Raw genomic sequence first — 14,912 nt, forward strand, 5'->3', positions numbered from 1 at the left:
AGGGCTGCGGCGTCGTTCTCAGCCTTCCGCGCCGAGGTCGAAGACGATGCGGGCCTTGATCCGACCGCGCAGGACCTCGTCGACGGATTCGTTGACGGCGGCGAGCGGGCGGGTCTCCTGGATGACCCTGGTCCGGCCCGCCGCGTGGAGTTGAAAGACCTCGGCAAGGTCCTGGCGAGTGCCGACGATGGAACCGATCACCGAGGTGCCGTTGAGGACGGTGTCGAAAATCGGCACCTGGATGGTGCCGTGCGCGGGCAGGGCCACCATCACGAGCTTTCCGCCGCGCCGCAAGCCGGAGTTGACCGCTTCGAAGGCGGCCGGATTCACGGCGAGGGCGAGAGCGGCGTGGGCCCCGCCGTGCCGCTTCAGCTCGGCGCCGACGTCCTGGGTGCGGGCGTCGATGACGATGTCGGCGCCGAGTTCGCGGGCTAGTTCGAGCTTGTCGTCGGTGACGTCGATCGCGGCGACGGTGGCCCCGGCGATCTTCGCGTACTGCACCGCCAGGTGGCCGAGCCCGCCCACGCCCGAGATGGCGACCAGCTGGGCGGGCCGGACGGCGGCGACCTTCAGGGCCTTGTAGGTGGTGACGCCCGCGCAGGTCAGCGGCGCGGCGTCGAGGGCACTGACACCCTCGGGCACGACCTGGGCGAAGTCGGCCCAGGCCAGCATCTTCTCGGCGTACCCGCCGTCGCAGCCGTATCCCGTGTTGACCTGGCTCTCGCAAAGCGTCTCCCAGCCGGACAGGCAGTGCTCGCACCGCCCGCACGCCCTGCCCAGCCACGGCACGGCGACCCGCTGTCCGACGGACAAGTGCGTGACGCCGTTGCCGAGTTCCTCGACGAGGCCGACGCCCTCGTGGCCGGGCACGAACGGCGGTGTCGGCCTGACCGGCCAGTCACCGTTTGCGGCGTGGATATCGGTGTGGCACAGCCCGGACGCCTCGACACGGACGCGGACCTGGCCGAAGCCGGGTTCGGGGTCGGGGCGCTCCTCGATGACCAGGGGTTCACCGAACTCCCGCACGACTGCTGCCTTCATGGTGCCTGCTCCTTCAATGATCGTCTCGTGGGGTCGGACGCGTCAGTGGTGGGCGACGACGGCGACGGGTGCGGTGGCGTGGTGCAGCACCGCGTGGGTGACGGCACCGATGTGGGCGCCGAAGGGGTTGCGGCGCACGCGTCGGCCGACGACGACGAGAGAGGCGTCGCGGGAGGCGTCGATCAGTTGCCTGGCGGGGCTGTCGAGCCGGGACACCTCGACGACCTCGATATCCGGGTACTTCTGCTGCCAGGGGCGCAGGGCGTCGGTGAGTTCGGCGGCCTGCTGCCGGGCGATGTCGTCGCTCAAATCGACAGCGGCGGCCATGCTGTACGCGTAGTAGGGCGGCAGGCTCCAGCCGTGGACGGCGTACAGACCCGTGTGGCGGCGCCGGGCCTCCTCGAAGGCGAAGGCGATCACGGCGTCGTCGGCGCCGGCGGTGTCGAGGCCGAGGACGACGGGCCGGAAGGCGGTGTCCGCGGACGGGACACCCGCGGGATCCGCGAGGTGTTCGTCGGCGGCCTGTTCCCCGGCCCGTACGAGGACCACGGGCGTTTCGGTGCGGGCGACCACGGCCTGTCCGACAGATCCGACCAGGAAGCCTCCGAGCCCGCTCAGCGCGCGGGAGCCGAGGACCAGCAACTCGGCGTCGCGGGCGGCCTCCACAAGGGCGTCGGCCGCGGCTCCGGCCCGCTGTTCGGTGGACACCTCGACCCCGGGGTGGCGCGATATCAGGGTCTCGGCGATCTCGCGGGGGAGCCGCTCGGTCCAGTGCTGGTAGGTCTCGGCGTCGAACAACGGGGTCTGGGGCATCGGTTCGGGTACCGGCGGCCACACGTGGACGAGCTTGACCGGCAGGTCGCGCAGCGCCGCTTCGCGGGCCGCCCAGTCCGCGGCGGCGCGGCTCTCGGGCGATCCATCGAGTCCTACCGTGATCGTGCGGGACATGGTGTCCTCCTCCTGTGGCGGGTGGTGCTGTTTCAGCTTCTCGTTCACCGGGGTTCCGGGGCAGGGGCCGCTGGTCCCCGGCGGGGGCCGACCGACCCCATCGGCGCACTGGTGCGGTGGGCCCGCCGGCAGGCCCACCGCACCAGCGGTGTTCAGCGCAGCCATCCGTTACCGCGGACGAACGGGAGCCGGGCCCAGAGCCGTCCGAGTCCGAGGGTGTCGCCGGCGGAGGTGACGGCGAGGGCGATGAGCACCACGGCGTAGACGAGGTGGTAGTCGACGAACGGGTTCGTCGACATGCTCATCGAGCCGTCCGACAGGTGCTGGGCCGGTGGCCATTCGGCCACCCACATCAGCGCCATCATCGCGGTGCCCGCGAATGCCGTCAGGCGCAGGGCCACCCCTGCGGCCAGCGCGAGGCCGATGCCGAGCATGCCCAGCATGAACAGCCAGTCCGCCCAGGCGGCGCCGGCCCATGCGTGGAAGGTGGACTCCATCGGTCCGACGGCGACGTGGCCCAAGAACCCCTCGGCGGGCGAGCCGCCATCGATCCAGCCCTTGCCGGAAGCGGTGGCGTAGCCGAGTCCGAAGGTCTTGTCGAGAAAGGCCCACAGGAAGACGAAGCCCATCAGCAGGCGCGCCGAGGCGAGGACGTAGGCCCGTGCGGTGTGCGTGTCGCTGTGTGCCGACACGGCGGACTCGGGTGCGGCGGTGGTCCGGTTCCTGCGCAAGGACGGCAGGTGGAAACCCGCACTGCGGTGAGAGTGCTCGTGCACGGCCATGGTGGTGATCCCTTCGGGACTGTCCGGGGTGGTTCCTGACACCACTCACTCTGGTGCAGAAGCCGGTCGCGCGCCGGGTGCCGATGGGCCGTGATCGCGGGGCTGAACGGGCCCTCCATGGAGGGACGTTCGGCCACGCCGGAGCCAGGGGCCGGGCGGATCCCCGCCCGGCTGTGAGCGAGCACTGCGACGGACGAGTTCTCTCCCACGTGCTCCGCGGTGTTCCCCGCCAGGGACACGTGACGTGAACGGCCGTCAGAAGTGAGCGGCGTTCAGCTCCCGTCCGCCTCGCCGCGACCGGCGGCGGGTCGCCCGGTTCACGCGTCCGACGCGTCCGTGCCCTGTCCCACCGGTGCGTGCCACACGATGCGCGTACCCCTGCCTTCCGGACTGCTCAACTCCATGTCCCCGCCGAGTTCGCGCGCCCGTTCCGCCATGTTGCCCAGTCCGCTGCGTCGGCCTCCGGGCGCTATGCCCACGCCGTTGTCCGTGACCGTGAGCCGCACTTCTTTGCCATCGGTCTCCAGGGCCAAGTCGGCGCGGTCCGCCCGGGCGTGCCGGGCGATGTTGGTCAGGGACTCGGACAGAACAGCCAGGACGTGGTCCGCGGTCTCCCTCGGGACGTGTGTGTCGAGCAGGCCCTCCATGCGGACGCTCGGCGCGAAGCCCAGGACCGGTGCGGCGTCACCGGCCGTCCGCACCACCCGGGCGCGCAGCCCGGAGGACACGGTGTCGTCCCGGTAACGCAGGCCGAAGATCGTCGACCTGATGATCTTGATGGTCTCGTCGAGGTCGTCCACCGCCCGCAGGACCCGCTCGGAGGCCCTCTCGTCCTGGATACGCCGGCCGGCACTCTGGAGTGTCATGCCGGTGGCGAACAGCCGCTGGATCGCCAGGTCGTGCAGATCGCGTGCGATCCGGTCGCGGTCCTCCAGCAGCGCGATCTGTTCGGCGTCCTGGCGGCGCTCCGCCAGTTCCATGGCGACGGCGGCCTGCGCGGCGAAGACCTGCAGCGGTTGCGTCTCCTTCTCGGAGAACTCGGGTCGGCCCGCTTCCCGGACCAGAAGAACCACACCGCGCACCCTGTCGTCCCCGGAACCGACGGGGACGGCCACGGCCGGTCCCAGACCACCGGAACGCGGAAGGCCGACCGACATCCGCTCGTCCTGGGAGACGTCCGGGCTGCTCACCCACGTCCCCTGCCGGAAAGCCTGCCCCACGAGGGTTCCCTCCACGGGCAGCACCATCCCGCGCAGTGCCTCGGCCTCCTGGCCGATCGCGAGTTCCACGGCGAGCGTGTCCGTCCCGCTCACCGGCATGGCCACCACGCTCAGGGCGGAGCCGGTGATCTCTCTGGCCCGTTCGGCGATCAGCCGCAGCACCCCGCCCTGATCGGTGCCGGACATCAGGGTGTGGGTGATCTCCGCGTTCACCTGGAGCCAGCGCTCGCGCAGCCGGGACTCCTCGTAGAGGCGGGCGTTGTCGATCGCCACGCCGGCCGCCACGGCGAGGGTGGCCAGCACCGCCTCGTCATCTTCGTCGAACTGCTGCCCGCCCCGCTTCTCGGTCAGGTACAGGTTCCCGAAGACGTGATCCCGTACCCGGATGGGGACGCCCAGGAAGGTGTTCATCGGCGGGTGGTGGGCCGGGAATCCGTAGGAGGCGGAGTTCTCGGAGAGCTTGGTCAGCCGCAGCGGCTCGGGGTGGCGGATCAGCTCACCGAGGATGCCATGGCCTTCCGGGTAGGGGCCGATGCGGGCGATCTGCTCGTCGCTGACACCCACCGTGTGGAAGGCCGAGAGCCGCTTGCCGTCCGGGCCGATCACTCCCAGTGCGGCGTACTCCGCGTCGACCAGGGCCGCCGCGGCCTCGACGATGCTGTGCAGTGCCTGTTCGAGGTCCAGTTCCCGGCCGACCGACAGCACCGCCTCCAGCAGGCTGTGCACCCGGTCACGGGTGCCACGTGCCGCGTCCAGACGGGCCTGCAGCTCATCCAGCAACTCATCCAGCCGCAACTGCGGCAGCCCCCCACGGGCCTCCCGAACCTCTCTGGCACTTCCCACCGATGACCCTCCACACCCCACCGAACTGCGACAACCGTGCGCTCCCCCGCCACGGTAGCGGCTCGGCTCCGAGGGCGGTACGGGAACACTGTCACAGCAAGGGCGTGGGCCGGCCGGGGTGTTCAGTTCCCCGGCAGCCGGGTCGCGACATACTCGGTGAGGTCCAGCAGGCGGTTGGTGTAGCCCCACTCGTTGTCGTACCAGCCGAAGACCTTCACCAGTTCCCCGTGCGCCTGGGTCAGCGGTGCGTCCAGGACGCACGAAGCGGTGTCGCCGACGACGTCGCGCGAGACGATCGGGGCGTCGGACACCCTCAGCACGCCCTTCAGCGGGCCTTCCGCGGCCTCCCGGTAGGCGGCGTTCACCTCTTCCGCGCTCACCGGCCGGCCGAGTACCACCGTCAGATCGGTCAGCGAGCCGTCCTCGACGGGGACGCGCACGGCACTGCCGTCCAGTGTGCCGGCCAGCTCCGGCAGGACCAGGCCCACGGCGCGGGCGGCACCGGTGGTGGTGGGGATGATGTTCACCGCCGCCGAGCGGCCGCGACGCAGGTCCTTGTGCAGGCCGTCGAGGACGACCTGGTCGTTGGTGTAACCGTGGATGGTGGTCATCAGCCCCTTGACGAGCCCGAAGTGGTCGTCGAGCACCTTCACCATGGGAGCCACGCAGTTGGTGGTGCAGGAGGCGTTGGAGATCACGTGATGCTGTTCCGCGTCGTACGTGCCCTCGTTGACACCCATCACGATCGTGGCGTCGACGCCCTTGCCAGGCACGGACAGCAGCACTTTGCGTGCCCCGGCCGCCAGGTGCAGGCCGGCCTGCTCGCGCGTGCGGAAGCGGCCGGTCGACTCGATCACCAGATCCACTCCGAGGTCGCCCCACCCCAGGGCGGCGGGGTCGCGCTCGGCAGTCACCTCCATCCGGTGTCCGTCCACGGACAGCGAGGTCTCATCGTGCTCGACGGTGCGGTGCAGCCGCCCGTACGTCGAGTCGTACGTCAGCAGATGCGCCAGCGCCTCGGGCGAGGTGGTGTCGTTCACCGCCACCACCTCCAGCGGCACACCGGTGCCGGTGTCGGCTCGTTCCAGAGCGCAGCGCAGATAGTTGCGGCCGATGCGGCCGAAGCCGTTGATGCCCACACGCACTGTCATGTCGGTTGTCCTCCCCTGAAGTTCGGCGATCCCGGTCTGTTCCGGGACCGCTTTCAGCTTTGCGGTGGTGCACCCGTCGGGTCATGGGCCGTGCGGGGACGGTCCGGGGGACCTTCGGCCCCTCGGCGGCGGGACCGCGGCGCTCGGGCCGAAGACGCGGCTGCGGTCAGTGGGCCACCAGACCGTGTGCGCGGAACTGGCCGCGGACCCGGTCCACCAGTGCCGCGTCGGGGGTCGGCGTGTCTCGCAGGGGAAAGGGGACGTCCAGGGCGTCGTACTTGGCGGCGCCGAGCTTGTGGAACGGCAGGACATCGATCCGCTCGGCGCTGCCGAGCCCCGCAAGGAAGCCACCGAGCCCGTCGACCGCCTCCGGATCGTCGGTCCAGCCGGGCACCAGCACGTATCTGATCCACATGCGCTTGCCCAGTCGGTCGAGACGGGTGGCGAAGTTCAGTGTGGGGTCGAGTCCGCCGCCGGTCAGCTTCCGGTAGGTGGGGATGTCGAAGGACTTGATGTCCAGCAGCACAAGGTCGGTGTCGGCAAGGAGTTCGTCCGTGGCACGGAGGCCGAGGAAGCCGGAGGTGTCGAGCGCGGTGTGCAGACCGGCCTCCTTGCAACGGCGCAGCACGGCGCCGGCGAACGCGGACTGAAGCAGAGGCTCACCGCCCGTGAGAGTCACTCCGCCACCCGCCGTGGTGATGAACGCCCGATACTTGTCGATCTCCCCCATCACCTCGTCGACGGTGACCGCCCGCCCGTCGCGCATGTGCCAGGTGTCGGGGTTGGCGCAGTACAGGCAGCGCAGGGGGCAGCCACTGACGAACAGCACGAACCGGGTCCCGGGACCGTCCACGCCGGTGGACAGGTCCCAGGAGTGGATCCGGCCGATGGCCGCGCCGTGCACGATGCCGGTCACAGCGATCCGTGGAAGGTGCGGCTGATCACGTCGAGCTGCTGCTCGCGGGTCAGGCGGACGAAGTTGACGGCGTATCCGGAGACCCGGATCGTGAGCTCCGGGTACTTCTCCGGGTGCTCCATCGCGTCCTCCAGCACGGCCCGGTCCAGGACGTTGACGTTCATGTGGAAACCGCCCGCGGACATGTAGGCGTCGAGGATGCCGACCAGGTTGCCCGCGCGCTCCTCGGGTACGTGCCCGAGTCCCTCCGGAGTGATCGTGGTGGTCAGGGAGATGCCGTCGCGCGCCTGCTCGTACGGCAGCTTGGCCACCGACAGCGCCGAGGCCGCCACCCCGTGCCGGTCCCGGCCGTTCATCGGGTTGGCGCCCGGAGCGAAGGGCCGGCCGGCGCGGCGGCCGTCGGGGGTGTTGCCGGTGTGCTTGCCGTACACGACGTTGGAGGTGATGGTCAGCACCGACTGCGTGTGCTCGGCATCCCGGTAGGTGGGGTGCTTGCGCACCTTGGCCATGAACGACTCCACCAGTTCGACGGCGAGGGAGTCGGCCCGGTCGTCGTTGTTGCCGTACGCCGGGAACTCGCCCTCGGTCTCGAAGTCCACGGCCAGTCCCGTCGCGTCCCGGAACACCCTCACCCGTGCGTGCCTGACAGCGGACAGACTGTCCACGGCGACGGACAGGCCGGCGATGCCGCAGGCCATGAAGCGGTGGACGGGATAGTCGTGCAGCGCCATCTCGATGCGCTCGTAGGCGTACTTGTCGTGCATGTAGTGGATGACGTTGAGCGCGTCGACGTACGTCTGCGCGAGCCAGTCCAGCACGCGGTCGTAGGCCGCCGACAGTTCGTCGTAGTCCAGGTACTCGCCGCTCAGCGCCGGCATCTCGGGAGTGATCTGCTCACCGTTCATCTCGTCCCGGCCACCGTTGACGGCATACAGCAGGGCCTTGGCGAGGTTGACCCGGGCGCCGAAGAACTGCATCTGCCTGCCCACCGCCATCGCGGAGACGCAGCAGGCGATCGCGGTGTCGTCACCGGTGCGCGGGCGCATCAGCTCGTCCGACTCGTACTGGACGGCGCTGGTGTCGATGGAGACCTGGGCACAGAACTCCTTGAACCCGGCCGGCAGCCCCGGCGACCACAGCACGGTCAGGTTGGGTTCCGGGGCCGGTCCGAGGTTGTAGAGCGTCTGCAGGAACCGGAAGGATGTGCGGGTCACCAGCGGACGGCCGTCCACGCCTATACCGCCGATGGACTCGGTCACCCACGTCGGGTCACCGGAGAACAGGGCGTCGTACTCGGGGGTGCGCAGGAAGCGCACGATCCGCAGCTTGATCACGAAGTCGTCGATCAGCTCCTGGGCACGGGACTCGTCGAGGACGCCCTCCTCCAGGTCCCGCTGGAGGTAGACGTCCAGGAAGGTGGAGGTGCGGCCCAGCGACATCGCCGCGCCGTTCTGTTCCTTCACCGCCGCCAGGTAGCCGAGGTAGAGCCACTGGACGGCCTCGTGCGCAGTGTCGGCCGGGCGGGAGACGTCACAGCCGTAGGTCGCCGCCATCCGGGTCAGCTCACCCAACGCCCGTAGCTGCTCGGCCAGTTCCTCACGGTCGCGGATGACGTCCGCGGTGGACGGCCGGGCGTCCAGCAGAGCCCGTTCGGCGCGCTTCGCCTCGACCAGCCGGTCGGTTCCGTAGAGGGCGACGCGGCGGTAGTCGCCGATGATCCGCCCGCGGCCGTAGGCGTCCGGCAGCCCTGTGATGATGCCGACCCTGCGGGCCGCCCGCATCGTGGGGGTATAGGCGTCGAAGACGCCGTCGTTGTGAGTCTTGCGGTAGGTACTGAAGACCTTCGTCACGAACGGGTCGGGCTGGTAGCCGTACGCCTTCAGGCTGTTCTCCACCATGCGCAGACCGCCGTTGGGCATGATCGCGCGCTTCAGCGGGGCGTCGGTCTGCAGGCCGACGATCAGCTCGCGGTCCCGGTCGATCCAGCCGGGGGCGTGCGAGGTGATCGTGGACGGGGTGGCGGTGTCCACGTCGTGGACGCCCCGGCGCCGCTCCTCGGGGAAGAGCGCGCCGACCTTCTCCCACACCGTGCGGGTGCGGTTCGTCGGTCCGGTCAGGAACGAGGCGTCGCCGTCGTAGCACGTGTAGTTGGCCTGGATGAAGTCGCGCACGTCGATGCGCTCACGCCATCCCGTTCCGGCGAACTGCCGCCAGGCGTCGGCGGTCCGGGGGCCGGCTGTCACCGTCGCGGTCATCGCAGGTCCTTTCGTCGGGGCATCCGTTCACTGTCGATGCTGGTCGTCCGAGGTGCCGACGAGGAGTGCCGGACAGGGCACCGCACCGGTCCCCATCCGGCCCCGGCCCGCCGGGACCTTCGGTCCCACCCGTGCACCGAGCCGGAAAGCCCTGGCCGAAGGCGAGTTCGGCGCGGATGAGCGGGCCGACCGGCCATACACGATCGCGTGGGATACAGCGAGGTCTCCGACAGCCGTCGGCCCCCGTGCTCTCCACGACGCGGGTGGCCGGTGAGCAGGCTCAGTCATGCGGGACCACGGCGACGGGGCAGCCGCCATGGTGCAGCGCGGCATGGGCGACGGAGCCTGTGCGGGCACCGCTCCTGCGCCCGTTCGTGCGACGGCCCACCACGAGGAGCCCGGCGTCCCGCGCCGCGTGCACCAGCGTGACGGCGGCCCGGCCCCCGGTGACCGTCTCGGTCACCGGGACGGTCGGGAACTTTTCCCGCCAGGGGCGCAGCACCGCTGTCAGGGTGCGTTCCACGTCGGCCGGCGTCTGCGCCTGTGGCTGCGGGTCGAGTGACGGGCCGTCGGGCGTCGCGAACCGGAGGGGCACCGACGGGCCGGGCGCAGGCCGGAGCGGTATCCGGAAGGCATGGATCACCCGCAGGCCGGTGCCGCGCCGCCGGGCGGCGTCGAAGGCGAACTCGATCAGTTCGTCACAGGGATGCCCGATGTGCAGTCCCAGAACGACCTCGCGGCAGGGTGTTTGGGGGATCTCGTCCGGAGCAATGCCGTCCGCGGCCGGCAGGTGGTCGTCGGCAGCGCTCCGCCCTGCCCGCACCAGTACGACGGGGCAAGCGGGCCGGGCGACGACGCGCTGGGACACCGACCCCGTCACGAACCCGCCCACCCGCCCCGGTCCGCGTGTGCCGAGGACCAGCATGTCGGCATCGGCCGCGGTGGCGACCAGTGCGCCGACCGTCGCGTCGCACACGAGGCGCTCGGTGATCCGCAGACCGGGATGGGCCGTGCGGACGCTGCGTACGGCCTCCTCAAGGGTCTGCTCGGCCCAGCCGTGCTCGGTGCTGTCCTGAGGAACGTACGGCGCCGGGCGCGCATGGGGGTGCCAGGCGTGCACCACGCTGAGCCCGGTTCCCCGCCGCTGAGCCTCCTGGGCCGCCCAGTGCGCGGCCGCGAGGCTCGCGGGCGACCCGTCGACCCCCACCGCGATGTCGTGAAGCATGGCGTGTCCCTCCCGAGTCCGTGAACCTCCCGATGTCTTCGAGCCTTCCTGCGGCGTGGGGGAACCGCCAGGGGTCGGCCGGCTCAGGCAAAGGGCCCTTGGGCCCTGCGGGGACGGACGGCGCGCACCGGGGCCGACCGGTCCCCCGGGGAGGGACTGCCAGCACCTCGCGCGGCACACGCTCCGGTCCGACGCTGGAACCACCACGCCCCACAGCTGAGGAGAGCGGCGTCATGGCTCGTTTTGTGTACGACTTCACCGAGGGCGGCCGTGACATGGCCGGCCTGCTCGGCGGCAAGGGCGCGAACCTGGCCGAGATGACCCGGCTCGGGCTGCCGGTGCCACCGGGATTCACCATCACCACCGAGGCGTGCAGGGCTTTCCTGGACACCGGCGGCGAGCCCGCGGGCCTGTGGGAGCAGATGTCCCAACGTCTGACGGGCATGGAGGCCGCCGCGGGCCGACTGCTCGGGCAGCCGGACGACCCGCTGCTGCTGTCCGTCCGTTCCGGCGCCCGGTTCTCCATGCCCGGCATGATGGAGACGATCCTCGACATCGGGCTCAACGACGAGTCCGTCCTCGGGCTGGCCAAGGTCTCCGGCAGCACCCGCTTCGCCTGGGACTCCTACCGCCGCCTCATACAGATGTTCGGCAGCACGGTCATGGGCGTCGACCCCGCACACTTCGAGCGGGCCATCGCCCTGCTCAAGGATCTGCGCGACGTCCCGGACGACATGCACCTGGATGCCGATGACCTGGCCCAACTGGTGGAGACGTACAAGAACCTGATCCATCTGGAGACCGGCGAGTACTTCCCGCTGTCCCCCGCCGAGCAACTGCGCCGGGCTGTCCTGGCCGTCTTCGAGTCCTGGAACGGCGAGCGCGCCCGCCTGTACCGGCGCCGCGAGCACATCCCCGACGACCTCGGCACCGCCGTCAACGTGCAGCGCATGGTCTTCGGCAATCTCGGTCCCGACTCCGGCAGCGGCGTCGCCTTCACCCGCGACCCGGCCACCGGACGCCCCGGCCTCTACGGCGACTACCTGGCCGACGCGCAGGGCGAGGACGTCGTCGCCGGCATCCGCAACACCGTGCCCCTGACCGAGCTGGGGCGCCTGGATCCCCGCTCGTACGCCCGGCTGCGCGAGCACATGCGGACCTTGGAGCGGCACTACCGGGACCTGTGCGACATCGAGTTCACCATCGAGCGCGGCACGCTGTGGATCCTGCAGACCCGGGTCGGCAAGCGCACCGCAGAGGCCGCCTTCACCATCGCCGCCGAACTCGCCGACGAGGGGCTCATCACCCCCGACGAGAGCCTCGCCCGGGTGAGCGGCGAGGGACTGGCCCGGCTGATGTTCCCGCGCTTCGACTCCTCCGCGACGAGCGAGCCCCTCGCCCACGGCCTGCCGGCCTCGCCGGGCGCCGCGGTGGGCGCGGTGGTCTTCCACTCCGCCGAGGCGGTACGGCGTGCCGCGGCCGGCGAGAAGGTGGTCCTGGTCCGCCAGGAGACGGCCCCCGACGACCTGCCCGGCATGATCGCCGCGCAGGCGGTGCTCACCAGCCGCGGCGGCAGGACCAGCCACGCGGCCGTCGTCGCCCGCGGCATGGGCAGGGTCTGCGTCTGCGGCGCCGAGGAGCTGGCCGTGGACGTCGAGGCCAGGCACTTCACCGCCCCGGACGGCACCGTCGTCGAAGAGGGCACGGTCGTCTCCGTGGACGGCTCCACCGGAGCCGTGTACGAGGGGTCGGTACCGCTGGCGGACTCGGAGGTCATGCGGTTCCTGGAGAGCGGTACCGATGACGAAACGGCCGGTGACACCCACGACGCCTTGGTCGGTGACACTCGCGACGCCTTGGCCGATGACACCTGCGGGAAGTCGGCCGGTGACGGACACGCGGAGGCGATCGGGCCGGTCGGCGCCGTGGCCCGCGCGCTGACGCGGGCCGACGCCGTCCGGCGGCTGAAGGTGCGTGCCAATGCCGATACCCCCGAGGACGCCGCCCGCGCGCGCCGGTTCGGGGCGCAGGGCATCGGACTGTGCCGGACCGAACACATGTTCCTCGGCGAGCGCCGCGAGCTGGTCGAGGAGATGATCCTGGCCCGCACGGACACCGAGCGCGAGCGGACGCTGGCGGCTCTGCTGCCTCTGCAACGGCAGGATTTCGTAGGCATCCTGGAGGCGATGGACGGCCTGCCGGTCACCATCCGCCTGCTGGACCCGCCGCTGCACGAGTTCCTGCCCGACCGCACCGAGCTCGCGGTGCGCATCGCAGCCGCCGAGGCCCGCGGTGACCTGCCGGCCGCGCACGACGTCGAGCTGCTGGCCGCGGTGAGCCGTATGCACGAGGAGAATCCGATGCTGGGCCTGCGCGGCGTGCGTCTGGGCCTAATGATCCCCGGTCTGGTCGCCATGCAGGTACGGGCGATCGGCGAGGCCGTCGCGGAGCGCACGCTGGCCGGCGGCACTCCGAGGGCGGAGATCATGGTGCCGCTCGTCGGGGACGTCCGCGAACTGCGGATCGTCCGTGCGGAGGTGGAGCGGGTTCTGGGTGAGGTGTCCGCCGCGGCCGGCGTCCCTGTCACCTGCCCCGTCGGGACCATGGTCGAACTGCCGCGGGCAGCGCTGACGGCGGGTCGGATCGCCCAGGAGGCCGAGTTCTTCTCCTTCGGCACCAACGACCTGACCCAGACCACCTGGGGTTTCTCCCGCGACGACGTCGAGGCCGAGTTCTTCTCCGCCTACCTCGACAAGGGCGTCTTCCCCGCCTCTCCGTTCGAGACGCTCGACCGCGACGGAGTGGGGCGTCTGGTGGAGATGGCGGTCGCCGAGGGCCGCGCCACCCGGCCGGACCTGAAGATCGGCGTGTGCGGCGAGCACGGCGGCGACCCCGACTCGGTGCACTTCTTCCACACCGCCGGACTGGACTACGTCTCATGCTCGCCGTTCCGCGTCCCGGTCGCCCGCCTGGAGGCCGGACGGGCCGCGCTCGCCGGGACCGACGTGAGCGACAGCCGGTGACCGGGCCCCGTGGCCCCTGCTTCCGGGCCCGACCGGTCCTGGGAGCAGAAGCGCGCAGCAGTCTTGAGGCATCGCCGGAACGATCACAAGGAGTTGAGCACATGACCGCCAAGGACATCGGCACCGATGGTGTCACCGCAGCCGTGCGGGTGCGGGTCGAGGGCGACGTGGACGAGGAGTCGCTCGTGTACCTGCGGGCGAAGATCGGAGCCGTGCTCGACCGTCCCGGGCTTCCGCCCGTCAGTGGTGAGGTGCGCGTCACCAGGGCGGCGGCCCACCACGTCGAGTTCCCCTGGGCCGCCGGCGCCGAGATCCAGGTGGGCGCCCACCTCGTCGTCGTGCACGTCCGCGAGGCGAGTGCCCGGGAACTGGCCGACCGGCTGCACGACCGGCTGCGCAGCCGCACGGAACGCGCCGCGCACCGCTGGGACGCGGCCCGCAGGACGGCCACGCCGCCCCCGTGGCGCGGCGGCCCGCAGCAGTAGTTTCCTCCAGCGTCCGCTCCCCGCCCGGCGGGGAGCGGGCCCGATCCGATTCCCGCTCTCCGCCGTGCTGGCGAAGGAGAAACCGCCATGACACCTCACACCGTCGGCCAGGTGATGACCAGCGAAGTCGTCCGGGCCCGCCGGACAACACCGTTCAAGGAGGTCGTCCGGCTGCTCGACCACCACCGCGTCAGCGGGCTGCCTGTGGTCGATGAGGACGACAAGGTTCTCGGCGTGGTCTCCGGGACCGACCTGGTGCGCGCGCAGGCGAACCGGGCGGGCCGGAGCCCTGTCCGAGCCGTCGTGGCACAGGACTTGATGTCGACGCCCGCTGTCACCGTCCATCCCGAACAGTCCGTCCCGGATGCCGCCCGGCTGATGGAACGCCGCGGTGTCGAACGGCTGCCCGTGGTCGACGAGGAGGACCGCCTCATCGGCATCGCGACCCGCCGGGACCTGCTCCGGGTCTTCCTGCGCACGGATGACGACATCCGCCGTCAGGTGACCGAGGAAGTACTCGTCACAGGCTTGGGACTGCCTCCCGAAGCCGTCCTCGCTTCCGTCCGCGACGGTGTCGTCACCCTCGACGGCAGCGTGGAACTGCGCAGCCAGGTCCCGGAGGCCGTCCACTCGGTGTGGCGGCTGGAAGGGGTGGTCGGTGTGGTGAACGGTCTGGCGTTCCACGTCGACGACTGCGCACCGCCCGAGACGTCCGGCCACACCGGGATCACGTGACCGGCCCGACCGCGGGGCGCGGGGAGGACAAGGCCGCCAAGAACATGTTCGCGCGGGAGCACGTCACACACAGCATGGGCCCGATGAAGACGGTCGGGGTCATGGCCCGCGACGACATCGAGGACGTGATCGAGGTCGCGGAGCCGGTGGGCGCGGTGTGCGCCATCACGCCCGTCACCAACCCGACGTCCACCACCGTCTTCGGAGACGGAGTCCAAAGCATGCGCCCAAGGTGAGCCCTCGTCGTTCAGCGCCGGCCGCAGCGGCTCCGGGCCGGCACGGTGTTCG

11 protein-coding genes and 1 pseudogene are annotated in these 14,912 nt (G+C 71.0%); 4 read left to right on the plus strand and 8 right to left on the minus strand.

Features of this window, described 5'->3' with window-relative positions:
* Positions 1-18 precede the first annotated feature (18 nt).
* The 8 genes from adhP to OG507_RS05825 all read right to left on the minus strand — a co-directional run bounded on the left by adhP (position 19) and on the right by OG507_RS05825 (position 10,381).
* Complete coding sequence (gene adhP, locus OG507_RS05790) at positions 19-1,041, minus strand: alcohol dehydrogenase AdhP (RefSeq protein WP_327366043.1); 1,023 nt, start codon at positions 1,039-1,041, stop codon at positions 19-21.
* 42 nt (positions 1,042-1,083) lie between these two features.
* Positions 1,084-1,989, minus strand: a complete 906-nt coding sequence (locus tag OG507_RS05795; RefSeq protein WP_327366044.1) for a universal stress protein — start codon at positions 1,987-1,989, stop codon at positions 1,084-1,086.
* 152 nt (positions 1,990-2,141) lie between these two features.
* A complete protein-coding gene (locus OG507_RS05800) occupies positions 2,142-2,771 on the minus strand; it encodes a hypothetical protein (protein ID WP_327366045.1) in 630 nt (209 codons plus the stop codon).
* Positions 2,772-3,088: 317 nt separating this feature from the next.
* Positions 3,089-4,834, minus strand: a complete 1,746-nt coding sequence (locus OG507_RS05805) for a sensor histidine kinase (RefSeq protein WP_327366046.1) — start codon at positions 4,832-4,834, stop codon at positions 3,089-3,091.
* A 122-nt stretch (positions 4,835-4,956) separates the two neighbouring features.
* Positions 4,957-5,985 carry a type I glyceraldehyde-3-phosphate dehydrogenase gene (gene gap / locus OG507_RS05810; RefSeq protein ID WP_327366047.1) on the minus strand — a complete coding sequence of 343 codons (1,029 nt, stop codon included), beginning with the start codon at positions 5,983-5,985 and terminating at the stop codon, positions 4,957-4,959.
* A gap of 166 nt (positions 5,986-6,151) precedes the next feature.
* Entirely contained in the window at positions 6,152-6,901 is a 750-nt protein-coding gene (gene pflA / locus OG507_RS05815) for a pyruvate formate-lyase-activating protein (RefSeq protein ID WP_327366048.1), read from the minus strand.
* Positions 6,898-9,156 (minus strand): formate C-acetyltransferase, encoded by a 2,259-nt coding sequence (pflB, locus tag OG507_RS05820; RefSeq protein ID WP_327366049.1) that lies wholly within the window; start codon positions 9,154-9,156, stop codon positions 6,898-6,900. Before pflB ends, pflA begins: the two co-directional genes overlap by 4 nt.
* 280 nt (positions 9,157-9,436) lie before the next feature.
* Entirely contained in the window at positions 9,437-10,381 is a 945-nt protein-coding gene (locus tag OG507_RS05825; RefSeq protein WP_327366050.1) for a universal stress protein, read from the minus strand.
* Positions 10,382-10,614: 233 nt separating this feature from the next.
* On the opposite strand from OG507_RS05825, the gene ppdK reads away from it, so the two are divergent.
* The 4 genes and pseudogenes from ppdK to OG507_RS05845 all read left to right on the plus strand — a co-directional run.
* The gene (gene ppdK / locus OG507_RS05830; RefSeq protein WP_327366051.1) at positions 10,615-13,404 is read left to right on the plus strand and encodes a pyruvate, phosphate dikinase; all 2,790 of its coding nucleotides are present in this window, start codon (positions 10,615-10,617) and stop codon (positions 13,402-13,404) included.
* Between the two features lie 101 nt (positions 13,405-13,505).
* Positions 13,506-13,889 (plus strand): hypothetical protein, encoded by a 384-nt coding sequence (locus OG507_RS05835; RefSeq protein WP_327366052.1) that lies wholly within the window; start codon positions 13,506-13,508, stop codon positions 13,887-13,889.
* 87 nt (positions 13,890-13,976) lie between these two features.
* Positions 13,977-14,624 carry a CBS domain-containing protein gene (locus OG507_RS05840; RefSeq protein WP_327366053.1) on the plus strand — a complete coding sequence of 216 codons (648 nt, stop codon included), beginning with the start codon at positions 13,977-13,979 and terminating at the stop codon, positions 14,622-14,624.
* A 14-nt stretch (positions 14,625-14,638) separates the two neighbouring features.
* Positions 14,639-14,827 (plus strand): annotated as a pseudogene (locus OG507_RS05845) (hypothetical protein); the annotation flags it as partial.
* Positions 14,828-14,912: the final 85 nt, after the last annotated feature.

Source organism: Streptomyces sp. NBC_01217, assembly GCF_035994185.1.
Lineage (GTDB): Bacteria > Actinomycetota > Actinomycetes > Streptomycetales > Streptomycetaceae > Streptomyces.

Coding starts and splice junctions, on each gene's coding strand:
- gap (WP_327366047.1), bottom strand. CDS start 5,985: ATGACAGTGCGTGTGGGCATCAACGGCTTCGGCCGCATCGGCCGCAAC.
- ppdK (WP_327366051.1), top strand. CDS start 10,615: ATGGCTCGTTTTGTGTACGACTTCACCGAGGGCGGCCGTGACATGGCC.
- OG507_RS05825 (WP_327366050.1), bottom strand. CDS start 10,381: ATGCTTCACGACATCGCGGTGGGGGTCGACGGGTCGCCCGCGAGCCTC.
- OG507_RS05840 (WP_327366053.1), top strand. CDS start 13,977: ATGACACCTCACACCGTCGGCCAGGTGATGACCAGCGAAGTCGTCCGG.
- pflB (WP_327366049.1), bottom strand. CDS start 9,156: ATGACCGCGACGGTGACAGCCGGCCCCCGGACCGCCGACGCCTGGCGG.
- OG507_RS05800 (WP_327366045.1), bottom strand. CDS start 2,771: ATGGCCGTGCACGAGCACTCTCACCGCAGTGCGGGTTTCCACCTGCCG.
- OG507_RS05795 (WP_327366044.1), bottom strand. CDS start 1,989: ATGTCCCGCACGATCACGGTAGGACTCGATGGATCGCCCGAGAGCCGC.
- OG507_RS05835 (WP_327366052.1), top strand. CDS start 13,506: ATGACCGCCAAGGACATCGGCACCGATGGTGTCACCGCAGCCGTGCGG.
- adhP (WP_327366043.1), bottom strand. CDS start 1,041: ATGAAGGCAGCAGTCGTGCGGGAGTTCGGTGAACCCCTGGTCATCGAG.